16 protein-coding genes are annotated in these 25,029 nt (G+C 72.8%); 11 read left to right on the top strand and 5 right to left on the bottom strand.

The features are described from left to right. Positions 1–104: 104 nt before the first annotated feature. The gene (locus tag Adu01nite_RS22550) at positions 105–1,775 is read right to left on the bottom strand and encodes a bifunctional 3'-5' exonuclease/DNA polymerase (protein WP_203728919.1); all 1,671 of its coding nucleotides are present in this window, start codon (positions 1,773–1,775) and stop codon (positions 105–107) included. Positions 1,776–2,063: 288 nt separating this feature from the next. Here Adu01nite_RS22550 and Adu01nite_RS22545 point away from each other — a divergent pair, with 288 nt between their 5' ends. From Adu01nite_RS22545 to fxsT, 4 genes are all read left to right on the top strand, one after another. Further along, complete coding sequence (locus Adu01nite_RS22545; protein WP_203728918.1) at positions 2,064–2,210, top strand: hypothetical protein; 147 nt, start codon at positions 2,064–2,066, stop codon at positions 2,208–2,210. Between the two features lie 26 nt (positions 2,211–2,236). Further along, the gene (locus Adu01nite_RS22540) at positions 2,237–3,979 is read left to right on the top strand and encodes an HEXXH motif domain-containing protein (protein ID WP_203728917.1); all 1,743 of its coding nucleotides are present in this window, start codon (positions 2,237–2,239) and stop codon (positions 3,977–3,979) included. A 383-nt stretch (positions 3,980–4,362) separates the two neighbouring features. Beyond that, positions 4,363–6,420 (top strand): VMAP-C domain-containing protein, encoded by a 2,058-nt coding sequence (locus tag Adu01nite_RS22535; protein ID WP_203728916.1) that lies wholly within the window; start codon positions 4,363–4,365, stop codon positions 6,418–6,420. Next, positions 6,417–10,199, top strand: coding sequence for an FxSxx-COOH system tetratricopeptide repeat protein (gene fxsT / locus Adu01nite_RS22530; protein WP_203728915.1), 3,783 nt, complete (start codon positions 6,417–6,419; stop codon positions 10,197–10,199). The genes Adu01nite_RS22535 and fxsT overlap by 4 nt, the downstream gene beginning before the upstream one ends. Positions 10,200–10,202: 3 nt before the next feature. Here the strand turns inward: fxsT and Adu01nite_RS22525 are convergent, their stop codons facing one another. Continuing rightward, a complete protein-coding gene (locus Adu01nite_RS22525) occupies positions 10,203–10,568 on the bottom strand; it encodes a DoxX family protein (protein ID WP_203728914.1) in 366 nt (121 codons plus the stop codon). A gap of 76 nt (positions 10,569–10,644) precedes the next feature. Here Adu01nite_RS22525 and Adu01nite_RS22520 point away from each other — a divergent pair, with 76 nt between their 5' ends. Continuing rightward, positions 10,645–11,037 carry a winged helix-turn-helix transcriptional regulator gene (locus tag Adu01nite_RS22520; RefSeq protein ID WP_307836645.1) on the top strand — a complete coding sequence of 131 codons (393 nt, stop codon included), beginning with the start codon at positions 10,645–10,647 and terminating at the stop codon, positions 11,035–11,037. On the opposite strand, the gene Adu01nite_RS22515 is transcribed toward Adu01nite_RS22520, so the two are convergent. Further along, on the bottom strand, positions 11,034–11,861 hold the full coding sequence (locus Adu01nite_RS22515) for a metal-dependent hydrolase (RefSeq protein WP_203728913.1): 828 nt from the start codon (positions 11,859–11,861) through the stop codon (positions 11,034–11,036). The genes Adu01nite_RS22520 and Adu01nite_RS22515 overlap by 4 nt on opposite strands. Positions 11,862–11,952: 91 nt before the next feature. Then, on the bottom strand, positions 11,953–12,411 hold the full coding sequence (locus Adu01nite_RS22510; protein ID WP_239132624.1) for a DUF1707 SHOCT-like domain-containing protein: 459 nt from the start codon (positions 12,409–12,411) through the stop codon (positions 11,953–11,955). Positions 12,412–12,631: 220 nt separating this feature from the next. On the opposite strand from Adu01nite_RS22510, the gene Adu01nite_RS22505 reads away from it, so the two are divergent. The 5 genes from Adu01nite_RS22505 to Adu01nite_RS22485 all read left to right on the top strand — a co-directional run bounded on the left by Adu01nite_RS22505 (position 12,632) and on the right by Adu01nite_RS22485 (position 20,345). Then, on the top strand, positions 12,632–13,861 hold the full coding sequence (locus tag Adu01nite_RS22505) for a sensor histidine kinase (protein ID WP_203728912.1): 1,230 nt from the start codon (positions 12,632–12,634) through the stop codon (positions 13,859–13,861). Then, positions 13,858–14,532 carry a response regulator transcription factor gene (locus tag Adu01nite_RS22500; protein WP_203728911.1) on the top strand — a complete coding sequence of 225 codons (675 nt, stop codon included), beginning with the start codon at positions 13,858–13,860 and terminating at the stop codon, positions 14,530–14,532. Before Adu01nite_RS22505 ends, Adu01nite_RS22500 begins: the two co-directional genes overlap by 4 nt. A gap of 378 nt (positions 14,533–14,910) precedes the next feature. Then, positions 14,911–15,267, top strand: a complete 357-nt coding sequence (locus Adu01nite_RS22495; protein WP_203728910.1) for a YciI family protein — start codon at positions 14,911–14,913, stop codon at positions 15,265–15,267. Further along, positions 15,264–16,619: an RNA polymerase sigma factor gene (locus Adu01nite_RS22490; protein ID WP_307836647.1), complete on the top strand. Its 1,356-nt coding sequence runs from the start codon at positions 15,264–15,266 to the stop codon at positions 16,617–16,619. Before Adu01nite_RS22495 ends, Adu01nite_RS22490 begins: the two co-directional genes overlap by 4 nt. Before the next feature lie 429 nt (positions 16,620–17,048). Continuing rightward, a complete protein-coding gene (locus Adu01nite_RS22485; protein ID WP_203728909.1) occupies positions 17,049–20,345 on the top strand; it encodes a hsp70 family protein in 3,297 nt (1,098 codons plus the stop codon). Here Adu01nite_RS22485 and Adu01nite_RS22480 read toward each other — a convergent pair. Next, positions 20,342–22,255 (bottom strand): amylo-alpha-1,6-glucosidase, encoded by a 1,914-nt coding sequence (locus Adu01nite_RS22480; protein ID WP_203728908.1) that lies wholly within the window; start codon positions 22,253–22,255, stop codon positions 20,342–20,344. The genes Adu01nite_RS22485 and Adu01nite_RS22480 overlap by 4 nt on opposite strands. A 73-nt stretch (positions 22,256–22,328) precedes the next feature. Between Adu01nite_RS22480 and Adu01nite_RS22475 the strand changes: the two genes are divergently transcribed. Continuing rightward, a complete protein-coding gene (locus Adu01nite_RS22475) occupies positions 22,329–24,959 on the top strand; it encodes an MGH1-like glycoside hydrolase domain-containing protein (RefSeq protein WP_203728907.1) in 2,631 nt (876 codons plus the stop codon). Positions 24,960–25,029 lie beyond the last annotated feature (70 nt).

The following is a 25,029-nucleotide window of genomic DNA, read 5'->3' as shown; positions in this document are numbered from 1 at the left end:
GGTAACAACGGAGGCGCCCTTGGTCGGTATTCACCGTGCGAGCGTGGCGGGTGTCACCCCGTTGCAGCGCCTCTCGCATCGGACCCACAAAGCTACCCCACTTGTCACTTGGCATCGGCATATGCACCAACTACTGAGACGTCCAGGGGAAAGCGCACCTCGGTCGCACCGAACAGCAACCGGCCGGCCTGCTCGGCGCTGTCGTGCACCGCCGCCACCACCTCGTCGGCCTCCTCGGCCGGGCAGTGCACCACCACCTCGTCGTGCACGAACAGCACCATCTCCGCCTTCCGGCCGGCCAGCGCCGTGCGCAGCGTCGCCAGCAGCACCAGCGCCCACTCGGCCGCGGTCGCCTGCACCACGAAGTTGCGGGTGAACCGCCCCCGGGCCCGCCCCGACGCGCCACCCTGCGTCTCGGCCGAACCGCCCTCCTCCGGCGGGTCGAGCCCGGCGTCCCGGCCGCCCGCCGAGGCCGGTGGGCAGGTGCGGCCCAACCAGGAGCGGACCAGGCCGCCGGCCTCGCCGGTGCGGGCCGCGGCCTCGACGAACTCGAACGCCGTCGGGTAGTGCTTGCGCAGCACGGCCAGGGCCGGGACGGCGGCGCCGCCGGTCTGCCCGTACATCGCGCCGAGCAGGGCGAGCTTGGCCTTGGCCCGGTCGCCCCCGAACGAGTCGGTGGCCAGCGCCGCGTAGAGATCGCCGGCCGCTCCCGCGGCGATCAGCCGCCGGTCGCCGGAGACGGCCGCGAGCATCCGCGGCTCCAGCTGGCCGGCGTCGGCGACCACGAACCGCCAGCCCGGATCGGCCACCACCGCCCGGCGGACCACCTTGGGCACCTGCAGCGCACCGCCGCCGCGGGTCGCCCAGCGGCCGGAGACGACGCCGCCCGGAACGTATTCCGGCCGGAACCGTCCGTCGCGCACCCACGCGTCGCACCAGGACCAGGCGTGCGCCGTCCAGATCCGGTAGAGCTCCTTGTATTCCAGCAGCGGGCGCACCGCCGGGTGCTCGACCTGCTTCAGCACCCAGGCCCGGGTGTTGGGCACCTCGACCCCGGCCTGGGCGAACGCGCGCACCACCTCGGCCGGCGAGTCGGGGTGCATCCCGTGGGTGCCGAACGCCTCGTTGATCTGCGCGGTCAGCTCGGCGAGCCGGCGCGGCGGCCCGAACGGCTGCGGCGGCCCGAGCAACTCGCGCAACAGCTGGTCGTGCAGGTCGGCACGCCAGGGCAGGCCGACGTGCCCCATCTCCGCCCCGACCAGGGCGCCGGCCGACTCGGCCGCCACCAGCAGCCGGAACCGCCCCGGCTGCTCGGTCGCGGCGAGCCGGACCTGCTGATCCGCATACACCTCCTGCACGGCCTCGAGGACGTCGAAGCCGTGCGAGGCCGGCGGACCGGAACTGGCCTCGAACAACGCGGCCTGGGCGAAGCCCGGCGGGTCGGGCTGCCGCGGCGGTGGGTCGGCCGGCACCGGCAGGCCGTGCAACCGGGCCCGGGCCGCGGCCAGCGAGCGTGGCGTGCCCCACCGCCCGTCGTGCCCGAGCAGCAGCGCCTCGGTCAGCTCGAGGTCGTGGCAGCGGGCCACCCGCACGCCGGCCCGCAGAAGCCTCGGGTAGATCTCGGTGGTGGCCGGCCAGACCCAGCGCGGCTGGCCGGCGGCCTCCCGGGTGGCGATCGCGGCGGCCAGGTCGGGGACCTGCTGCGGGGACCCGGTCGGAAGATCCAGCAGACGGCCACCACGGCCGTCCGGATCGGGAGCCACCGCGATGAGCATGCCGACAGTCTGACCCGCAGGTATGACATTTTTTGCGGTTGCCGACCAGTGGGATTTCTCTGGCGTTGTGCCTTCTGGCGCGCAAAGATGCCGCAGCGTGATATTGCCTCGGCCGGTTTTACGCCTACCAAATCCGGAAATATCGGGCAGGATGTGGTCTGGCGGCTCTTTCGAGTGAACTCCGTTCGCCGCGGCAAAGGTCTCGCGTAAACTTTACAAGCGACTAGAGGGCTCCTGAGGATGAGAGATCGGACCACCGCATTGCCGGGCGATGCCACCGAAACCGACATGGTCGCGCTGAAGGGGTATTCGTTGAGCGATCTGCGAACCGACCGTAGCCCGGAGCTGGCCGAGGCCGTTCGTCTGGTGTTGCGTCAGGTCGGCCGCCCGCGGGTCAATCTCGGCGGCTCAGGACCGCCCGGTCGCGCCGACTGACCATGCTCAGTGAGGAGTGCACGCCCGTGATCGACGCTGCCCGTCCCGGCCGGATCCGGCTGGGTGCCGAGACCTTCGATCGGCTCGCGGCCGGCGGCGGCGACCCAGCGGTGATAGCCGAGCTGCAGGCCGGTCAGTACAGCCGGCGGATGGTCCTGCTCCGGGCGTTCCTGGAGGCGGCCGGGCCGGGCCCGGCCTGGTCGGCCCTCGAACGTGCGGAGCGGGCCGCCCCCGGCGAGGTGTCGGCGATCCTCATGCATCCCCAGGTCGGCAGCTGGCTCGCCTACACACTGCGCCGGCCCGCCGACGCCGGCTTCGGTCAGCTGCACGCGGTGGCGATCGTCGCGTCGGCCGCGGCCGGCCTGCCCTACCGTGCCGAGGTCCCGCTGCGGGACGGCCGGGTGATGCTGCCGCGGCTCGGGATGGCGATGTTCGACGGCTGCGCGCCGTCGGCGGTCGCCGAGATCGCCACCGAGGACGGCCGGATCTGGCTGCGGCACGCGGGGGTGCGGATCGACGTCCCACCGCCCGGCGTGGACGGCCCGGGCTGGTGGGCGCTGCGGGCGGTGACCGTCGGCGACGACGTCCGCCTCACGGTCTGGCTGGACGACCTCGACCCGATGCGCGACCTGGCCGACCCGGTCCCACCGGCCCGGCTGTCCGATCCGGCGGTCGCCCGCTGGACCGGCCTGCTCGCCGGGGCCTGGGACATTCTCGTCGAGCGGCACCGGCCGCTTGCCGAGGCGCTCGCGGCCGGTGTCTCCTCGCTGGTGCCGCTGCCGGTGGGCGAGGGCTGGGGCACCCGCAGTGCGTCGAGCGGTGACGCGTTCGGGGCGATCATGTGCAGTTTGCCCCCCGACCCGGTGACCCTGGCCGTCTCGCTGGCGCACGAGTTCATGCACATCAAGCTGGGCGGCCTCATGCACCTGGTGGTGCTCACCGAGGGCTCGGGGCGACCCGGCCTCTACGCTCCGTGGCGCGACGACCCGCGCCCGGCCGGCGGCCTTCTCCAGGGCATCTACGCATTCTTCGGGATCGCGGCCTTCTGGCGGATGCAGCGCCACACGGCCGATCTGCCCGGGAAACTCGCGGATTTCGAGTACGCCTACGCCCGCGCGCAAACCCGCGAAGCCCTCGGCGTCGCCCGCCGCGACGGCGGCCTGACCGAGGCCGGTCGCCGCTTCACCGACCGGCTGGCCGCCGAGATGGATACCTGGCAGGCCGACCGCCTCGACCCGGAGGCGGTAGCGCTGGCCGCTCTGGTGGCGGACGGGCACCGGGCCGGCTGGCGGATCCGGCACGGCCACCCGGCCGCCGTCGATGTCGCCGCGCTGGCCGCCGCCTGGCAGGCCGGGTCGGCCGAACCGGTGGCGGTCGCGCCGTCCGAGGTGTGGCCGGACGAGACGATGCGGCACTGGTCGAGCGCGCGACTCGGGCTGGCCCGGCGCCGGCTGACCGCCCCCGACCGATATGCGGCCGTCCGCGGGGAATCATGGGGCAGCGGGTTGAGCGATGCCGATCTGGCGCTGTTCGCCGGCGATCCGGTCGCGGCCCGGAAGGGGTTCGCCGAGCAGGTGCACGACGATCCGGCCTCGGCCGACGCGTGGACCGGGCTGGGCCTGGCGATGGCCCGTGCCGGGATGCCGGGCGGTGCGGTGCTGCTCGCCCGGCCGGAGGTGGTGGCCGCACTGCACGCGGGACTCGGCGGCCGGCCCGATCCGGCCGGCCTCGCGGCATGGACCGAAAGTGCGATTCCGCATCAATTCTAGTTTCTTGACTTCGATGCGAATGGCGGATCGTTTGACGGCTGTACGTATCGTTGCTCCGTAGGCGATACTTTGCTTTCCGCCGTTACGTGACGGGATCCTTATTCGATCTCGGCCGGACAGGGCGAGGCCTCCACCAGGTAAAACCTGGTCTTATTGGTTATTGAACGATTGATATAGGTCACCGTCCGCCATGCGCTGACCGACGTTCCGCTCTCGATCATCGCCATAGCGGTGATCGAGATGACGCTGGTGTTGATTCTCGTGCGACAGATCATCGTCGATGCCGATCTGCAGCCGGAACCGATCCTGGAGCGTGGCCGATGTCGACGTCCTCTCCGTCCCCCGCCAGGCCGAACGACGAACCGCGCACATCGTCGTCGGAGGTGACCATCGGCATCCTCACGGCGTTGCCGGTCGAAGCGAACGCCGTGGTGAGCCTGCTCGACAACGTCGGCAGCTTTCACGATCCGCTGGATCAGAACCGCTACTGGACCGGGATCCTGCCGAGCACCGACCCGGCCCGGCCGCACGGTGTCGCCGCACTGATGATGTCGAAGGACAACACCAGGTCGGCCGCCTACTACTGCGCCAACATGGTGCGCACCTTCCCGGGCATCCAGGTCGTGATCATGGTGGGCATCGCCGGTGGCGTGCCCCGGCTGCAGACGCCCGAGCGGCATGTCCGCCTCGGCGACATCGTCGTGGCCGCCGACGGCATCGTCGACTACACCCATGTGCGTCAGGAGCACGGTAAGGCCGAGCCGCGCGGCCGGCAGAGCGCCGGCCTGATCTCGCAGCGCCTGCTGCGCGCCGCCCGGGAGCTGCAGCTCGAGGAACTGCGCGGCCACTACCCGTGGGCCGTGTGGCTGGACCCGGCCCGCAGCCCGCAGGCCCGGCGGCCGCCGGCCGACACCGACGTGCTCTACGTGCGCGGCATCCCGGTGCCGCACCCGGAGCGGCCGGTCATCGGTTCGATGGACGGCCTTCCGCGGGTGCATCACGGCGTGATGGGCTCGGGCGACGTTCTCATGCGGGACGAGCAGGCCCGCGACGAACTGGCCGCGCGCTATCCGGACATGCTCGCCATCGAGATGGAGGGGTCCGGGATCGCGGCCAGCACGGCGGCCGAGGACCGGGCCTGGTTCATGGTGCGCGGGGTGGCCGACTACGCCGAACCGGCCGGCAAGAACGACCGATGGCACCTGTTCGCGTCCTATGCCGCGGCGGCGTACGTGCGTGCCCTGCTGGAGATGACGCCGGCGCTCGACGGCCCCGGGATCCGGCTCGGCGGACGGGCCCTGCCGGTGCTCGCCCCGGCCGAGCGGGAGCAGCTCGAGGCGCTGCTGCGCCGACTGCCGGCGGCGGTGGACGTCCGTGCGGTGTGGCAGGCCACCGTGCCCGAGCTGCCGCGTCCGTCGCCCGAGGTGCTGGCCACGCCGGCCGCCGCGGTCGAGCATCTGGCCGGGCTGAACGCGGACGCGGCCGGGCTGCATCCGGCCGTGGTCTTCATCGCCCGGCTGGGTCGGTCGCTCGGCGAACACCCGGTCGGTGCGGAGCTCGTCGGCTGGGCCGAGGCGCGGGCCGCGTCGGCCGGGGCGGCGGATGCCCTGCGGGCCCGGCTGGGTGACGGCTCCGGGCCGTCCGGGGGCGGCCCGGTCCTGCTGATCGACATCATGACCGACGGTATCGACCGGGACAGCTGCCGGATCACGCCGTACATCCAGGACGGTGGCGGCCCCTGGCGCCCGCGACCGGTGCCGGGTGGACCGGCCGACGTGCCGGTGACCGGGCTCGAGGAAGCCGCCCGCGGACTGGTCGAAGAGGCCGAACAGCTCTGGACCCGGTCGACCGAACCGGCCGGAATCGAGTTCGTGATGCCGGCCGGGCTGCTCAACCTTCCGGTCCAGTGGTTCACCGGGCCGCGGATCTTCGGACGGTCCGATCCGCTGTGCCTGGCGTACACGGTCACCGTGCGCAGCCGGGAACGCATGCGCGAGCCGCGGGTCCACCGGGCGTGGGGTAACCGGTGGCGGCAGATCGACGCCAAGCCGTACACCGGCCGGGTGTTGTGGGGGATCGCCGAGCGCACCGAGCCGGCGTTCGACGCGTGGGCCGCCGACCTGCGCGCCGACGACCGCTACGCGGTGGTCGTGCTGAGCGAGTCGCCCGACTCGCCGTGGGGCCGCCGCGAGCTGTTCGCGGCGCTGCTGGCGGGCGTACCGGTGATCCTGTGGGACCGCCGGCTCGCCCGGCCGGCGGACAGCGCGCACGGACTCGGGTCGCTGGCCGGCGAGCCGGGGGAGCTGCCGGCCCGGACCCGCCGGGTACGGGTCGAGGCCTATCAGGCCGGCACCGATGAACCGGGCCACTCCGGGCGCTGGGTCGCCCTGCTGTGGGACGACCCGCGGCGGCTGCTGACCGACCCGGGGGTGGCGTCGTGACCGGCCGGTCGTTCGGCGTACGCCCGGTGGCCGCCCTGCCCGGCCCGGAGCAGCTGGCCGATGCGCTACGCCGGTTCACCTCACACGCCACCACGCTCGCGCTGGTGCTCGACGACAGCCCGTCGATGCGGGTGTGGACGCCCACCGTGCAGGCCTTCCAGGAGCTGGCCGGCACGGTGTTCGCCGAGGTGAACGCGTACTCGCTCGGGCCGTTCCGGCATTCGCCGGAGGTGCCCGGACCGCCGGACGGGCAGTTGGTGATCGTGTTCAGCGACGGGATGGCCGAGTTCTGGGCACAGGCGTCGGCCGACCGGGTGCTGCAGGCCTGGGGCGGCGCGGTGCCGGTCGCGATCGTGAACCCGTACCCGCAGGAGCGCTGGCACCGCTCCTATCTGGCGCCACGGGAGGTGCAGCTGGCGGCGTCCCGGGTGATGTCGCCCAACGCCGAGCTGCAGATCCGCGAGCCGGCCGAGCGGACGAACCCGTTCGACGACCCGCTGCACGAGGCCGCCGTGGTGGTGCCGCTGCTGGAGCTCGGCCCACGGTGGCTCGGCTGGTGGGCGTCGCTTCTCGGCGGGCCGGCCCAGGGCTGGCTGGACGCGGTGGCGCACATCGCCGACCCGGACCGCGCACCCGGGCCCCGCCGCCGGTCCACCACCGAGCCGGTGCCGGTCGGGGCCGGCCCCCGCGAACTGGTCCGCCGGTTCCAGGCCGAGGCGTCGGCGTCGGCCTTCCAGCTGGCCACCTACGTCGCGTCGGCACCGCTGGAACTCGACGCGCTGCGGATCGTGCAGGGCGCGCTGCTGCCCGCCTCGCAGCCGGTGCACCTGGCCGAGGTCGTCACCAGCCGGCTCCTCATCGATGACGTCGGTGACCTGGCATTCCGGCCGGGAGTGCGGGAGGAGTTGCTGGCTCGCGCGGCCCGGGAGGACACCGTCCGGGTCGTCGAGGTGGTCTCCGCCTACCTGGGCGAGCGGACGCCGGCGGCCCGCAACCTGCTGCGGGCCATCGAGGCGCCGGACGCTCAGCCGGACACCCCGGTCACCACGGAGACGGCCGAGTCCGCCCGGCTGGAGCTGGCGGTGCTGCGGGCGTTGTCCGGCCCGTACGCGACCCGCGCGTCCCGTCTCGAAGAGGCCATCGCCCGCCTGGGCGAGGTTCCGGAGGCCACGCGATCCGGCGTCCCGCCACCGCTCCCGCCGACCGCCTCCCGTACGCCGGCGGCGCAGCGGCGCGGCTACCCCGGTCCGGCGGCGCCGACCGCGATCAACGCGCTGCTCCAGCCGGAGGGCGAGGTGGCGGTCTGGGGCAACCTGCCGCCGCGCAACGGCGACTTCACCGGGCGGGAGGAGCTTCTCGACGTCCTCGATCGGCACCTGCGCAGGCAGCACGTCACGGCCGTGTTGCCGCAGGCCCTGCACGGTATGGGTGGGGTGGGCAAGTCGCAGATCGCCACCGAGTACGCCTACCGGCATCGCGCCGACTACGACGTGGTCTGGTTCGTGCCGTCGGAGCAGCCCGCCCAGATCCTGCGCGCCCTGATGGAACTCGGTCAGCGGCTCGGCCTGTCGACCGGGCAGGAGGCGAACACCGCGGTCGCGGCGGTCACGGCGGCACTTCAGGCCGGTCACCCGTACGCAAGCTGGCTCTTGATCTTTGACAACGCCGAGACGCTGGAGACGGTCCAGCCCTACCTGCCCACCGGGGGAACCGGGAAGGTGCTGGTCACCTCGCGGAACGAGCAGTGGACCGGGGTCGCGGTGACGCTCGAGATCGGCGTCTTCGCCCGCGAGGAGAGCATCGCGCTGCTGCGTAAGCGGAATCCCGACCTGACCGCCGAGGAGGCCGACCGGCTCGCCGAGGTGCTCGACGACCTGCCGCTGGCCATCGGGCAGGCGAGTGCCTGGCGCGCCGCCACCCAGGCGCCGGTGGACGAATATCTGCACCTGCTCGCGGTGAAACGCGCGGAGCTGGGCGGCCGGGTCGGCGACCCGCAGTACGAGGTGGCGGTGGCCGCCGCCTCCGCGGTCGCGCTGGAACACCTCGGCACCGTCAACCCGGCCGCGTTGCTGCTGCTCCAGGCGTGTGCGTTCATGGCTCCCGAGCCGATCTCGCGGGAGTTGTTCGTCGGACCGCGCAACGTCGGCCTCTCGCCCGAACTGGGCATCACCCTGCAGAAGCCCAACCAGCTCAACCGGGCGCTCCGCGAGATCGAGCGGTACGGCCTGGCCCGGATCAATCACGGCGAGCAGCAAACCGTTCAGCTGCACCGGCTGGTCCGCACGGTGGTCCTCGACCAGCTCACCGCCGAGCAGCGGGTGACCATGCAGCACGCCGCGCACCTGCTGCTCGCCGGGGGCAACCCCGGCAACCCGGGCGGCATCGCCCAGTGGCCCCGGTTCCACGCGCTGCTGCCCCATGTGCTCGCCTCCGACATGGTCGGCTGCGAGGACGAATGGGCCCGCCAGCTGGTCCTCGACATGATCGAGTTCTACTTCTACTGGGGCGATCAGAACGGCTGCCTGGAGCTAGCCACCCAGGTCGTCGCGCAGTGGACGGACATGCTGCGGGCCGACGACCCGCAGATCCTCAAGGCGGCCCGCTGGCTCGGCTTCGTGCTGCGACAGCTGGGCAAGTTCGGCGAGGCGGCCCGGTTCAACGCCGACTGCCTGGCGAAGCTCCGGGCCGCGAACGGGACCGAGGACGAGGAGACGCTCGACGCGATGAGCCTTGTCGCGGCCGATCTGCGGGCGGCCGGGGACTTCGGTGGCGCGCTGGAGCTGGACCGAGAGGCCTACCACACCGCCGATCACGTTCTCGGGCCGGACGATCCGACCACCCTGACCCTGGCCCACGGCCTCGGCGTGAGCCTGCGCCTCAACGGCGACTTCCCGGCCGCGCTCGACCGCGACATGGACACCGTGCGCCGACGGGTCGAGGTGCTCGGCGCCGACCACCCGCTCACCCTGCTCACCCAGAACGGGCTCACCCTCGATCTGCGGGAGCGGGGCGACTACGTCGAGGCCAACCGGCTGCAGGAGAAGCTGTACGAGCGGATCCAGAAGATCCTCGGTGTCGACCACCCCCAGACCCTGATGGCCGCCCGTAACCTTGCCGTCGCCCGCCGGCGGGCCGGCTATCACGGGCGGGCCCGCAAGCTGTCCCTGGACACCATGAACGAGTTGCGGCGCCGGTTCGGTGAGCTCAATCCGGAGGCCATCGCCTGCGCCCTCAACTACGCGGTCGACCTGCGCGAGAACGATCAGGTCCCGGAGTCACGCGAGCTGGCCGACCGGACCTGGCAGGACTACCTGCACACCCTCGGGCCGGATCATCCGTACACGCTCTATGCCCGGACCAACCTCGGGATCGTGCTGAGGCTGCTCGGGCTGGTCGACGAGGCGTACCTGCACGACGACGCGGCGCACCGAGGGCTGCGATCCCGGCTCGGCCCCCGGCATGTGCTCACTCTGACCTGCGCCACCAATCTGGCCAGCGACCTGGCCGCACGCGGTGACCACGAGGCCGCACACCGGCTGGATTCCGACACCTACCGCAAATCGCAGGAACTGCTCGGCAGCGACCACCCGTCCACCCTGGCCTGCGCCCTCAACCTTGCCTTCGACATGGACGAGCTGGGACAGCGTGCCGAGGGCCGGCTGATGCGAGCCGAGGTGGTCGCGTCGTACCGGCGGGTTCTGGGCAGCGAGCATCCGGCGATCGCTGCGGCGGAGGCGCGGCAGCGGGCCAACTGCGACGTCGACCCGATGCCGCTGTGAGTGCTAAAGCCAGGTCGTGGCGAGCCAGCCGGCCACCGCGGCCAGGATCAGCAGGACGATGTTGAGCCAGATCACCGAGGTCTCGCCGCGGCGCAGGTGCACGATCAGGCCGCCGATCTGGATCAGCACCAGGCCGATCGCGGCGGCGAGGGCCAGGCCCGGCGCGATCCGAGTCAGCGGCGGCAGGATCAGGCCCAGCCCGCCGAGAATCTCCAGCACGCCGATCAGCCGGACCACCCGCATCGGGATCTGATCGACCCAGCCCATCGTCGGGCGCAGTTTGTCCTGGCTCTGGCTGACCTTCTGAACGCCGGCGAAAACGTAGAAGAGGGCGAGCAGCCCGCCGACGATCCAGTACGCGATTTCCATGGCAGCCCCTTGGTTACTATCGGGAAGTAACCACATCATGGGGTACTCAAGAGGGCCTTACAAAAGGCACATTCGTGTGCCTGACGAACAGGCGGTGGTCATGAAATACGTGCACAGCTGCATGATCCGCGGCGACGGCGGCAAGACGCTCCGGGCGATCCTCGACCAGATCTGCAACAAGTGGACCCTGCTGGTGGTGGCCACCCTCGACCAGGGCCGGCTGCGCTTCAAGGAGCTCCACCGGCAGATCCCGGGCATCTCCCAGCGGATGCTGACCCTCACCCTGCGCAACCTGGAGCGCGACGGCCTGGTCGCCCGCACCGTGCACGCCGAAGTGCCACCCCGCGTTGAGTACGAATTGACCGCGACCGGCCGCAGCCTGCTGCCACCGGCCCTGGCCCTGGCCGGCTGGGCGATCGAGCACGTGCCCTCGATCGAGGCCAGCCGGGCCGCGTACAAGAAGAGTTAGGGCGCGCTGTCCGCCCACGCGTCGAACTCGAAGCGGTGCAGCAGGCCCGGCGCGAACATCGCGGCGATCGACACCACCGCGATCACCGTGAACGCGGTCCGCAGCACGATCGTCTCGACCTTGCCGCCGACCCGCACGGCCAGCCCGTTCGGGACGCCGACCATCCGCCACATCCGCCGCCCGGTCGGGATCGGCCACAGGATCGGCACGCCCGCCGAGGTGATGATGTCGCCGAGCAGATGCACGATGCAGCCCACCCCGACCGCGAAGCCGAGCATCGGATAGCCGCGGTCGCCGGGCAGCATCGCCGCGGTCAGCCAGGCGATCACCCCCGAGCAGATCGTCACGATCACCCAGCCGGCCTTCTCGGCCCAGCCGTCGAACAGGCCGCGCAGCGCGAGGCCGGCCATGAAGAAGATGATGCCGACCACGGCCCACTTGCCGTAGTGCGTGGCCAGCGCGGTCGTGCCCCAGCCGACCAGGGCCGCGAACGGCAGCGTGTGGGTGAACGTGCGGTGCCCGTTGTTGCGCCGCGGGTCCCGGCTGAGCCGGGTCGCGGTGTAGACGCCGAGCGAGATCTTCTCGATCACCTCCGCCGCGAACAGGGAGAACACCCCGAACGTACGGGCCACCGTGGCGCCGCCCTGATTGCGGGTGACCTTGCCGGAGAGATCCAGATCGGGCAGCAGCGCGCCGCCCGCACAGACCGTGGCACCCACCGCCACCGTCAGGGGCGACTGGCCGTAGCCCGCGAAGTGGTCGAGCGCCCAGCTGCCGGCCAGCCAGGCCGCAGCGCCCGACAAGGCGTGCGACGGTCCCATCATGTTGGTGCCCCTCCCCGAACAAACTTGCTAACTCTCGCAGTACGGGGAGGGGTGATCAACGACCGTCGCGTCCACTATGGAGTGTTGTGGATCACCGCCAGTTCGGGCCGTTCCACGGCGCGACCCGGTGCGCGTAGCTGTAGCGCGGCTCGTAGTGACTCCACCGGGCGTGCCGCACCAGGCCCATGACCAGGAACACCAGCGGGATGGCCGGCCAGAAGAAGTGCGCCCCGGAGAGCATCCACAGACCGGTCAGGAGCCCGGCGGCGAGGAGCACGAAACTGGCATGCCGGCGCAGGGCCCGGCGTGTCGCGACACGGGCCTCCGGCGCCTGCGCCTCGGTCATCGCCCGGCGGCCGGCGTCGGGCAGGTCCGCGACCAGCGGCCGGAGCTCGTCGCGGTACTTCGTGGCGTACACCGCGGCCAGCCGCTCCTCGCCCTCCTCCAGGGTCAGCCGGCCCTCGGTCATCGCGGCCCGCAGGATCTCGGCGATCTGCTCACGTTCCTTGTCGGAGGTGCGCATGCGGTTCGGGGCTTCGTTCGGATTCACGGTTGCCTCCTCGTGGGCGTCGTGTCTCCAGAGTCGGCTTTCCGCCGCGGCGCGGCGTCGGCCCGGCGTCGCATCTTCGCGGCGGCTTTCCCGAGCTCAAAGCCTTGATGTGTACGCCCGGGGAGGCATCCCGGACCCCAGACGTACGACCCTGGGCGTACGCGTGGATCGGACCCAGCACCGATGCCCCCCAAGTGCCCGGTGCCGTAGTTTCGGCCGCATGGAAGAAATGCGCCCCTGGGAAGCGCCGTGGCGGCAGGAACGCCGCGGTGGCTCCTTCCGCCGCCGCAGCTGGGCCCGCCCCGGCCTGGGCGTGCTCGCGGGCATCTTCCAGGTGGCCGGCGCCAACAATCTGACCAACGAGGGTGCCGTTTACCGTCCGCTGACCGCCCCGGTCTTCACGCTCCTGCTGGCCGGCCCGATCGCGCTCACCTTCCGTAAGCGTTTCCCGCTCACCGTCTTCGTGATCGCCGCCGCGGCCTCGCTCGGCTTCGCCACCTTCGCCGCCCCGCGCTGGACCTATGCGGTCGCCCCCGCCATCGCCCTGTTCAACCTGGCCAAGCTGGGCCGGCTGTGGCCCGCGGTGATCGGCGCCGGGGCGTCCTACGCGGCGTATTTCGCGATCTGCTGGGCCTTCGCCGACCGTCTCGGCGTGCCCGCCGGCGCCCGGCCCGGCCTGCGCGAGGCCCTGTTCCTGGTCGCCGCGATGGCGTTGCTGATCTTCCTGGGCGGGGCCGCCAAGGTCCGCGGCGAGCACATGGCCGAGATGATGAAGATCCGCACCGAGCGGGAGCGGGCCAAGAAGGAGCAGGAGCGCCGCCAGGCCTCCGAGGAGCGGCTGCGGATGGCCCGCGAGCTGCACGACGTGCTCGGCCACCACCTGTCGCTGATCAACGTGCAGGCCGGGGTCGGCCTGCACCTGATGGACAAGCAGCCGGAGCAGGCCCGCGAGGCGCTCAGCGCGATCAAGACGGCCTCGGCCGAGGCGCTGCGCGAGGTCCGGGCCGTGCTCGACGTGATGCGCGCCGAGGACGAGCCGGCGCCGCGCCGCCCCGCCCTGGGCCTGAGCCGCCTCGACGACCTGACCGCCGACGCCGGCCTGCCGATCACCACCAAGGTCACCGGCGACGAGCGCCCGCTGCCGCCGGAGGTCGACCGGGCGGCCTACCGGATCGTCCAGGAGGCCCTGACCAACGTGCGCAAGCACGCCGGCCCGGGCGCGACCGCCTCGATCGCCGTCGACTACCTGCCCACCGCCCTGCACCTGGCCATCCGCAACGAGGGCCCGGCGGTCGCCGGCGCCGAGCCGGTGGACGGCGAGGGCACCGGCATCGCCGGGATGCGTGAGCGCGCCCAGAGTCTCGGTGGCACCGTGGAGGCCGGTCCGGTGGACGGCGGTTTCCTGGTGTCGGTCCTGCTGCCCACCCCCGACGACGGGAGTCCCGTGTGATCACCGTGCTGCTGGCCGACGACCAGGCCCTGGTCCGGGCCGGTTTCCGCGCCCTGCTGAATGCCGAGCCCGACATCAAGGTGGTGGCCGAGGCCGGGGACGGGGTGGAGGCCGTCCGGCAGGCCCAGCAGACCCACCCGGATGTGGTCCTGATGGACATCCGGATGCCCGGCGTCGACGGCCTCGAGGCGACCAAGCGGATCGCCGCCGACCCGGCCCTGGCCGAGACCCGGGTGGTCATCCTGACGACGTTCGAGCTCGACGAGTACGTCTTCGAGGCGCTGCGCGGCGGCGCCTCCGGCTTCCTGGTGAAGGACACCGAGCCGGTCGAGTTGCTGCGCGGCATCCGGGCGGTCGCGGCCGGCGACGGCCTGTTGTCGCCGAGCGTGACCCGCCGGGTGATCAGCGAGTTCGCCGGCAAGCACGCCCCGTCCGGCCCGGCGGCGCCACCGGCCCTGCTGGACGCGCTGACCGACCGGGAGCGGGAGGTGGTGGTCCTGGTCGCCGAGGGCCTGTCCAACGACGAGATCGCCGCCCGCTTGGTGATCAGCCCGGCCACCGCCAAGACCCACGTAAGCCGCAGCATGATCAAACTGGCCGCCCGAGACCGAGCCCAGCTGGTCGTCTTCGCCTACGAGGCAGGCCTGATCCGCCCCGGCTGGCTGGCCTGACCCACCTGCCCCGCCCCAGCCGAGCCGGGCTGACCTGGGCGGGCTGACCTGGGCGGGCTGACCTGGGCGGGCTGACCTGGGCGGGCTGACCTGGGCCGGCTGACCTGCGGCTGGGCTGGCTGGGTTGGGTTGGCAGGGTTGGGCCGGCTGGGCCGTGTCGGCTGGGCCGTGTCGGCTGGGCCGTGTCGGCTGGGCCGTGTCGGCTGGGCCGTGTCGGCTGGGCCGGCTGGGCCGGCTGGGCTGGGCCGGCTGGGCCGGCTGGGCTGGGCCGGGCCGGCTGGGTTGAGAAACTTTCCGTGGGCTTGTCGAAAACGGCGGGGCCGCGGCGTCATCACTTCACCGGTGTCGCATGGGGCGGCGCCTGGGAGGGAGATTTCGATGCATTACGCACTTCTGATCTACGGGAACGAGAAGGCCTGGGAGTCCCGGGACGAGCGGGAGAAGCAGGAGAACCATGAGCGGCACGGCCGGTTCATGGCGATGCTGCGGGAGCGCGGAGCCCTGCTCCCCGGCGGTCAGGAGCTGGCCGCGGCCGGCACGGCCACCACCGTGCGCAACAGCGGCGACGCGGTCGGGACCACCGACGGGCCGTACGCGGAGACCGCCGAGCAGATCGGCGGCTTCTACCTCATCGACGCGCCCGACCTGGACGCGGCGCTGGAGATCGCCCGGCAGCTGCCCGAGCCGATCGTCGAGGTGCGGCCGGTCGTGATGCATCCGGAGATGGGGAACTGACCGCGGAGCAGGCCGTCGAGCAGGCGTACCGCGACGAGTGGTCACGCCTGCTCGCCCTGCTCGTCACCCGGCTGCGCCGCTTCGACGTGGCCGAGGACAGCCTGCAGGACGCGTTCGTGGCGGCCGCGCGCGTATGGCCCGAGCAGGGCGTGCCGGAACGGCCGGCGGCCTGGCTGTGGACGACGGCCTACCGGCGCGCCCTCGACCGGATCCGCCGCGAGGAGGCCGACGCCCGCCGGTTGCCGCTGCTGATCGCCGACTCGGCCGCCGATGCGTCCCGGGCCGGCGCCGGCCCGGGCGCCGACCTCGGCGCCGGGCGCGCTGCCGGGCTCGGCGCCGGCCTGGACGGTGGGCTCGGCGCCGGCTTGGGCGGTGGGCTCGGCGCCGGCCTGGGGGCTGGGCGCGGTGCCGGCCCCGGCGGCGGCTCGTCCGACGACGACTACAGCGACGTCGCCGACGAGCGGTTGCGGCTGCTCTTCGCCTGCTGCCACCCGGCGTTGCGGGCGGACGCCCGGGCCGCGCTGATGCTGCGCTTCGTGGCCGGCCTGACCACCGCGGAGATCGCCCGATTGTTCCTGGTCAGCGAGCCGACGATGGCGGCCCGGCTGACCCGGGCGAAGGCCAAGATGGCGGTCGCCGGGATTCCGCTGCGCGCGCCGTCCGCGGCCGACCTGCCGGAACGCCTCGACGTGGTCCTGCGCGTGCTCTATTTGATCTTCACTGAGGGCTACCGGGCCACCGCCGGCCCCGACCTGATCCGCCCCCGGCTGGCCGACGAGGCGATCCGCCTGGCCTACCTGGTCGGCGAGCTGCTGCCCGGCGAGCCCCGCACGCTGGCCCTGCTGGCCCTGATGCTGTTGCAGCACGCCCGGCGCGACGCCCGGGTCGCCCCCGACGGCACCTTGATCCTCCTGCCCGAACAGGACCGTTCCCGCTGGCGGCACGACGAGATCGCCCGCGGCGCGGGCCTGCTGGACCTCCTCGAGGCAGCGCCGATGCCCGGCGAGTACCACCTGCAGGCCCTGATCGCGGCCGAGCACGCGAAGCCGCCCCCCACCGACTGGCCACGCATCGCCCACCTGTACGCCGAGCTGGAACGCCGGGCGCCGTCCCCGATGGTCCGCCTGAACCGGTCGGTGGCGGTGGCCGAGGCCGGCTCCCCGGAAGCAGCGCTGTCCCTGCTGGACGGCCTGGCCATCCGAGACAGCCACCTGCTGCCCGCGGTCCGCGCCGAACTGCTGACCCGCCTGGGCCGCCACGACGAGGCCACGAAGGCCTTCGACGAGGCACTGACCTTGGTCCGAACCAACCCCGAACGCCAGCACCTGCTACGCCGCCGCACCGAGCGATAGCCACGCGCCCACCTGCCGACCCGCGCATGCCGTCCGCGCATGCCGTCCGCGCCTGCCGTCCGCGCCTGCCGTCCGCGCCGGCCTGTCTGCCGCGCCGCGCCGTCCGCGCCGCGCCGCGCCGTCCGTGGCTGCTGGCTGGGCGTGCCCACCCGCGCGTGCGGGTGGGTCTGATGGCTGGGCCGGCGCAGGCGGTCAGGTCGAGGCCGGACGGCTGCGGCTGGGCGAAGGGGTAGGTGGGTGGCGGGTGGGTCCTGATTGGCGGTTTGGGGGAGGTGGGTGGGGTGGCGCGGCGAGGGTAGGCGGTTCGGTGGGCGGGGGTGGCTTGGGTTGGGTGGGTGGCGCACCCGAACGGGCGGACCTTGGCGCGGACGGTGTCGGCTTTTGTGCGCAGCGTTTCGGTGTGGGTGTGGGGCTCCTAACATCCGGGGGATGGTGGAGTACGGCCTCGGGGTCGATCTTGGTACCACGCACACCGCTGCCGCGACCAATGTGGACGGGGTGGTCGAGACCGTGCGCCTCGGCGGGCGTGGGGCGGAGATGCCCTCGCTCGTGTTCCTGCGGTCCGACGGGGAAGTCCTGGTCGGGGATACCGCGCAGCGGCGTGGGGAAGGGGAGCCGACTCGGCTGGCGCGGGAGTTCAAGCGCCGGCTCGGTGATCCGGTGCCGATCATGCTCGGTGGCACGCCGATGTCCGCGCACGCGCTCGCCGCGCGGCTGCTGCGGCACGTCATCGCCACGGTGGCCAACGGCCAGGGCGGGCCGCCCAGCCGGATCGTGCTCACCCACCCGGCCAACTGGGGGCCCTACAAGCGGGAGCTGCTCCAGCAGGCCGCGCAACTCGCCGATCTGCCGCAGGTGACCCTCCGGACGGAGCCGGAGGCGGCCGCGGTGCGCTATGCGAGCACGGCTCGGGTCGCGGTGGGGGAAACCATTGCGGTGTACGACCTCGGCGGCGGAACCTTCGACGCCGCGGTGCTCCGCAAGACGGCCGGCGGCTTCGAGGTCCTGGGTGAGCCGCAGGGCGTCGAGCAGCTCGGCGGCATGGATTTCGACGAGGCCATCCTCGAGTACGTTCGGGAGCAGCTCGGTCCCAACCTGGCCGGGATGGACCTCGCCGACCCGGCGGTCACCGAGGGCCTGAGCCGCCTTCGCCGGGAGTGCGTGGAGGCCAAGGAGAGCCTGTCGTTCGACACCGAGGCGGAGATCGGCGTCGCCCTGCCCCGGCTGCACACCCGGGTGCGCATCCATCGCTCCGAGTTCGAGTCGCTGATCTCCCCGGCCCTCGAGGACACGATCGCGGCCGTCCATCGTGCGCTGCGCTCCGCCGCGGTCGACCCGGCCGAGCTGCGCTGCGTCGTGCTGGCCGGCGGCTCGTCCCGCATCCCGCTGGTCGGCTCGCTGGTGGCCGAGTCGTTCGGCCGCCCGGCCGCCGCCGACGAACAGCCCGAACTGGGCATCGCCCTGGGCGCGGCCCGGCTGAGCGGCCCCGCGGGCAGCCTGCCGGAGCCGGTGTCCCCGGCCCCGCCGGCGATCACCGGAAACTCGGGCGGTTGGCCGGCCGGGAAAGCGGCTGCAGCCGGCGGCCCGCTGTCTCCCGGAGGGTTCGCCCCCGGAGCGTCGGCGCCCGGAACGCCGGCCCCCGTGACATTCGCTCGCGGGACGGCGGGCAGCCCGTCGGCGCGAGCCACCGGTTCGGCGCACGTGCCCGGCCAGAACACGGGCGACAGCGCGGCCTCATCGGGCTCGTTCCCGCAACAGCGGGCGGCGAACTCCCCGGGCAACGGCCCGGTGTCCGCACCGGCCGGTGGCGCCGCCTCGCCGCCACCCGCAGGTTTCGGCTCCGCCCCACCCGGCGGCGCAGGCTTCACACCTCCAGCCGGGTCAGTCTCCGCGCCGCCCGGCAGCCACGCGGCCGCGCCGGGCGGTCACGCGGCTGCGCCTCCGGGCGGTCAGGCAGCCGCGCCTTCCGGCGGCTACGCGACTCCTCCCGGCGGCTATGCGGCCGGGGCGCCCGGTAGTGGGCATGCGGCGTCTTCACCCGGCGGCTATGCGGCCCCGCCGCCTGGCGGCTACCCGACTCCTCCGGGTGGCTATGCGGCCGGATCGCCCGGCAGCGGGCATGCGACCCCTGCCCCCGGTAGCCATGCGGCCGGGCTTCCCAGCGGCTATGCGGGTCCGTCCGGTGCGGGCCACGCCGGTCCTCCTTCCGGGGAGTATGCGGCTGCGTCGGTCGGGATCGGTGGGGGTGCGGCGGGGGTTGCCGCGGTGCGTACGTTTCAGCCCGGTGTCGGTCCGGCGGCGACGCCGATGGATGCCTCGCCGGTGGACACCAGCTCGGCGACCTGGGTGGCGCCCGGTGAGAGCCGGAAGAAGTGGCTGATCGCCGGTGGTGCCGCGGCCGTCGTGGTGGTCGTGGCCGCGGCCGGCGCGTTCCTGTTCTTGCCCAAGGGCAACACCGACACCGGCGGGCCGGCCGGGGACGGGGCGACCAGCGGCGCGCCGGCTTCGGTGGCGGCCGCGGCGCCGTTGGCGGCGGAGGCGCCGGTCGCGTGGAAGACCGAGACCGGGACCGGCACCCTCGAGCCGCCGGCGGTGGGGCCGGCGCTGGTCTACGTCAGCGGCAAGGACGGGACGATGCGGGCCTACCGGCGGACCGACGGCGGGAAAGCCTGGGAACTCAAGCTCGGCGTGGGGCTGCGGGCGTCGACCCGGGTCTCCGAGGGCGTCGTCTACGCGGTGACCGGGGCCGGTGGGGTCTACGCCATCGACGGCGCGAGCGGGACCGAGCTGTGGCACCGGGACACCGGGGTTCCGGTCGCGGTGCGGCCGACCGTCGACTCGGAGCGGGTGTTCGCGAGCGGGACGGACGGGATGCTCTACGCGTACCGGCTGGCGGAAGGGCACCGGCGGTGGCGGGTGCAGACCGGGCCGGTCAGCCAGCCGCCGACCGTGGTCGAGGGGATCACCGTGGTCGCCACCGACGACGGAAAGCTCTGGGGGATCGACGGTGGCGGGGGCACGCTGTGGAAGCCGGCCGTCGGTAAGGCCGTCGGCGGCCCGCTGGCCTCCGGTGACGCGGTCTGCGTGCCGCTGGAGACCGGGACGGTGCGCTGCGTGCGGCTGGACGACGGCAAGGTGCTGCCCGAGATCAAGGCCGCCGGGACGACGCTGACCAGCATCTATCCGTCGGCCGGCGTGCTCTACGGGGCCGGCGCGGACGGCTCGGTCGGCGCCTGGGACGTGGACACCGGCGTGAAGCGCTGGCGGACCACCGGCACCGGCGCGGGCGGGTTCCCGGTGGTGCGGGCCGGCGAGGTGGACGTGACCTTTCCGGACGGGCGGATCCTCGGGCTCGACGCGGCCACCGGGAAGGCGCTGTGGGAGAACCGGACCGGTGACGCGTTCAGCGTGGCAGCGCGTGGTGACGAGGCGGGCGCGTATGCGGTCGGTGACGGCGGCGTCCTGTACGCCCTGCGACCGCCGGGCAGCACGGCGCTGACACCGGCCTCGGCGCCGGCCACCACGCCGGCCCCGGAGGTGACGACGAAGAAACCGAAACCGAACACGACGACCACCCGGACCTACCGCCCGACAACTCAGGCCACGACCAAGCCGACCACGGCGCCGACCGACACCGGCGAACCGACGACCCCGCCGACCTGCATTCCGGGGGTGAACTGCGACAGCGCCAACGGCAACGGTGGCCAGATCAACACCGGCGGCTAGAGCCGGCGGGCGCGCAGGGTCTCGGCCACCGACCATGCCTGGAACGGGCAGCCGGTTGCCGAGTGCGGGGCGTCGCCGTCGGCGGTCTCGGAGACCGAGCCCAGGCCGTACTCGCCCAGGTGGTCGTCGGCGTCCGAGATGGTCTGGTCGGCGGCGACCCCCAGGCGGTGCCAGGCCTCCACGAACGGGCCGGTGAGCCACGGCCAGACCGTTCCGCTGTGGTAGGCGGTGTCCCGCGCGGCCGAGCCGCCGTGGTGGGCGCCGCGGTAGGCGGTCTCGCCGGGGGCGAGGCTGCGCAGCCCGAGCGGGGTCATCAGGGCCGACCCGATGGCCTGCAGGGTGGCCGGCTGCGGGCGCAGCGGCGCGTACGGCAGGGACCAGGCCAGCAACTGGTTGGGCCGCATGGTCGGGTCGTCGCCGTCGGGGCCGTCGACGACGTCGTACAGCCGGCCGTTCGGGGCCGGGAACCGGCGCGCGAAGCCGGCCAGCGCGTCGGGGTGCGCGCGGACCGCCGGGCCGGCGCCGGTGCGGGCCTGCCAGGCCAGCTTGATCACGGTGGCCAGGCCGTTCACCCAGAGCGCGTTGATCTCGACCGGCTTGCCGCGGCGCGGGGTGATCGGCACCCCGTCGACCCGGGCGTCCATCCAGGTCAGCGCCTGGCCGTCGACGCCCTGCCGGAGCAGGCCGTCGACCGGGTCGGCGCCGATGCCGTAGCGGGTGCCCTTGAGGTGGTGGTCGACCACGTCGAGCAGGGCCGGCAGCAACTCGGCGGCCAGGTCGAAGTCGCCGGTGGTGGCCACGTGCCGGCCGACCGCGTGCAGGAACCACAGCGTGCCGTCGGCGGTGTTGTACTCGACGCTGCCGGTGTCGGCGGTGTTCGCGAGCATCCCCTCGGAGAGCGTCGCGGCGTAGGAGCGCAGCAGGTCACGGCCCTCGTCGGCCCGGTTGGTGGTGAGGAAGAGCCCCTCGTAGCTGAGCATGGTGTCGCGCGACCAGGCGCCGAACCACGGGTAGCCGGCCACCACGTCGACGCCGGAGCCGGTGCGCACCACGAACGAGTCGGCGGCCAGCGCCAGGGTGGCCTGGGCGTCGTCGGCCGGGTTGGCGGCGGCGACCACCGCCCGGTTGCGCTGCCGCGCGGCGAGCACGACCTCGGTGGCGGGCGGCGGCGGGTCGGCCAGGTCGTCGGCCCACGCGGACACCGACGCGGTGGATCCGGGCTGGCGCAGCTCGGCGTGGAAGCTCCCGGCGTACCAAAGATCCTCGATGGGGTGAAGCCCGCGGCCGTCCTCCTCGCGATGCCGCACCCCGCGCCACCAGGCGCCGCCGGCCTGGAATTCCGGGCCGCGCAGGCGGTACGCCCCCTCGACCACGCACCCGCCCCCGGCCGGCTCGACGACCGGCGGCGGGCCGTCGGCGGTGCGCTCGGTGTGCGCGTCCCGCCAGGTGACCAGCGCCTCCAGGGACAGCCCGACCGGGCCGCCGGTGAGCAGCCGGTGCACCACGGCGACGGCGGGGCGGCCGTGCACCATGGCCAGCTCGCGTTCGAGGACGACGTCGCCGATCCGCCAGCGCCAGCGGGGGAGGCCGTCGACCAGCTCGAAGCCGGCCAGCAGTTCGTGCCCCCGTGGGGTGATCGTCCCGTCGGCCCACTCGTGCGTGGCGAGCCGCACCGAGGCGCCGGAGGGCAGGGTCAGGATCGGGTCGAGGGAGGCCAGGCCCATCCGGCGGGTGGCCGGCGTGGCCCCGGCGACGACCAGCAGCCCGTGGTAGCGGCGGGTGCGCAGGCCGGAAACCGTGCCCATCGCATAGCCGCCGCGTCCGTCGGGTACGAGCCATTCGCGGGCGGCGCCCTCGGTGATGCTCCCGCAGACCTGGGGGCCGAAAGCCAGGCGACGGACCGTAGCCATCAGATGACCTCCAGTTGTCGGGCAGAATCAATTGTTGTCAACAGACGTAACACGCGACAGCGAGAATCAAGTTATGGGGGTGAGACTCGGCGTGGCGGAGCGCTTACGCCTGGCGCAGGCCGACTCCGGTGAGCAGCCGTGGCGCTCGTGGGGCCCCTATCTCGCGGAACGCGCGTGGGGCACGGTCCGTGAGGACTACAGCGAGCACGGCACGGCGTGGGACTACTTCCCGCACGATCATGCGCGGTCCCGAGCGTACCGGTGGAACGACGACGGCATGGGTGGCATCTGCGACGACCGGCAGACGTTCTGCTTCGCCCTCGGGCTCTGGAACGGCAAGGACCCGATCCTCAAGGAGCGGATGTTCGGGCTGGGCGGCGACGGTGGCAACCACGGTGAGGACGCCAAGGACTACTGGTGGTACCAGGACTCCACGCCGACCCACTCGTGGATGCGCTGGCGCTACCACTACCCGCAGGACGAGTTCCCCTACGACGAGTTGGTCCGGGTGAACGGCGCCCGGTCCCGGGAGCAGACCGAGTACGAGCTGATCGACACCGGTGTCTTCGACGAGGACCGGTTCTGGGCGGTGACCGTCGACTACGCGAAGGCCACCCCGAAGGACATGTGCATCGCGGTGACCGTGTCCAACCGCGGCCCGGAGTCGGCCACCCTGCACGTGCTGCCCACCCTGTGGTTCCGCAACACGTGGTCGTGGGGCGCACCCAACCGGCCGAAGCCGACGATCGCCGGGGAGCCGGGCCGGTTGGCCGGCTGGCACCGCACGCTCGGCAGTCTCGTCCTGGAGGGTGAGGCGGGCGCGCCCACCCTGCTCTGCGACAACGAGACCAACGCGCAGCGGCTGTGGGGCCAGCCCGGCACCAGCATGTTCCCGAAGGACGGCATCAACGACCACGTGATCGCGGGCGCGCCGACGGTGAACCCGGCGAACGTCGGCACCAAGGGGTCGCTGCACTATCAGGTGACGCTCGGGCCGGGCGAGACGCGTACCCTCCGGCTCCGCCTCACCCAGGGTGAGGGGTTCGACGTGCCGGCCGATCTCGATCTCGGGGCCGGCTGGGAATCGGTGATGCGCGACCGCGGCAGCGAGGCCGATGCGTTCTTCGCCGAGGTCATCCCGCCGGAGGCGTCGGCGGAGGAGGCGGCGGTGGCCCGGCAGGGCATCGCCGGGCTGATGTGGGGCAAGCAGTTCTACCACTTCGACGTGAAGCAGTGGCTGACCGGCGACCAGGGCTCGTCGCCACCCCCGCCGGGCCGCCGCTACGGGCGCAACAACGCCTGGTGGCACATGAACAGCTTCGACGTCATCTCGATGCCGGACCCGTGGGAGTACCCCTGGTACGCGGCCTGGGACCTGGCGTTCCACTGTGTCTCGATCGCCCGGGTCGACCCCGGTTTCGCCAAGGCGCAGCTGCTGTTGCTGCTGCGTGAGTGGTATATGCACCCCAACGGCCAGATCCCGGCGTACGAGTGGGCGTTCGGCGACGTCAATCCGCCCGTACACGCCTGGGCTGCTCTTCGGGTCTTCGAGATCGACGGCGGGCGCGACTTCGACTTCCTCGCCCGGGTGATGCACAAGCTGCTGCTCAACTTCACCTGGTGGGTCAACCGCAAGGACGTCGGCGGCAACAACGTCTTCGAGGGCGGCTTCCTCGGCCTGGACAACGTCGGCCCGTTCGACCGGTCGGCCGCGTTGCCGGTGGCCGGGGTCCTGGAGCAGTCGGACGGCACCGGCTGGATGGCGATGTACGCGCTCAACCTGCTCGACATGGCGATCCGGCTGGCCCTGCACGACCGCACCTACGAGGACATGGCGACGAAGTTCTTCGAGCACTTCGCGTACATCGCCGAGGCGGCCTACCGGCAGGGCCTGTGGGACGACGAGGACTGCTTCTTCTACGACCAGCTGCGCCTGCCGGACGGGCACAAGCTGCCGCTGAAGGTGCGTTCGATCGTCGGCCTGCTGCCGCTCGCGGCGACCACCCGGCTGACCGCGGCCACCCTCAACCGGCTGCCCGGGCTGGCCGCGCGGGTGCGCTGGCTGCAGCACTCCCAGATGGAGTACGCCGATGTGATCAGCGCCCGCCGGCTGTCGGCCGAGGGCCGCCAGCAGCGGCTGTTGTCGATGGTGGGGCAGGACCAGCTGCTGCGCATCCTGGCCCGGATGCTCGACCCCGAGGAGTTCCTTTCCGAGTACGGGATCAGGACCCTGTCCCGTGCGCACCTGGAGAAGCCGTTCACGGTCTCGCTCGGCGGCTCCGACTTCACCGTCGGCTACGAGCCGGCCGAGAGTACGAGCGGCCTGTTCGGCGGCAACTCGAACTGGCGCGGCCCGGTCTGGATGCCGGTGAACTATCTGCTCATCGAGGCGTTGCGGGAATATGCCGCGTTCTTCGGCGACGACCTGATGGCCGAGTACCCGACCGGCTCGCAGCAGAAGGTGCCGCTGTCCGAAGTGGCCAACGACCTGTCCCGCCGGTTGATCTCGCTGTTCGTGCCGGACGCCGCCGGACATCGGCCTATTTACGGTGCCAATGAGACGCTGCAGAAGCACCCCGACTGGAAGGACCTCATCGTCTTCCCGGAGTACTTCCACGGCGACAACGGCGCCGGCCTCGGTGCCTGGCACCAGACCGGCTGGACCGCCCTGGTGGTGGACCTGATTCTGACCCTGCGGCGCTGATCGGATTCGTCGTTCTCCATCTGTCGATGCGGAGTTACCATCCAGCCACGCACCGACATACGGGGGAATC

The sequence above is a fragment of the Paractinoplanes durhamensis genome (assembly GCF_016862175.1).
Lineage (GTDB): Bacteria > Actinomycetota > Actinomycetes > Mycobacteriales > Micromonosporaceae > Actinoplanes > Actinoplanes durhamensis.
The sequence above is the reverse complement of the archived record's forward strand: the minus strand, read 5'-3'. Positions and strand labels throughout refer to the sequence as shown.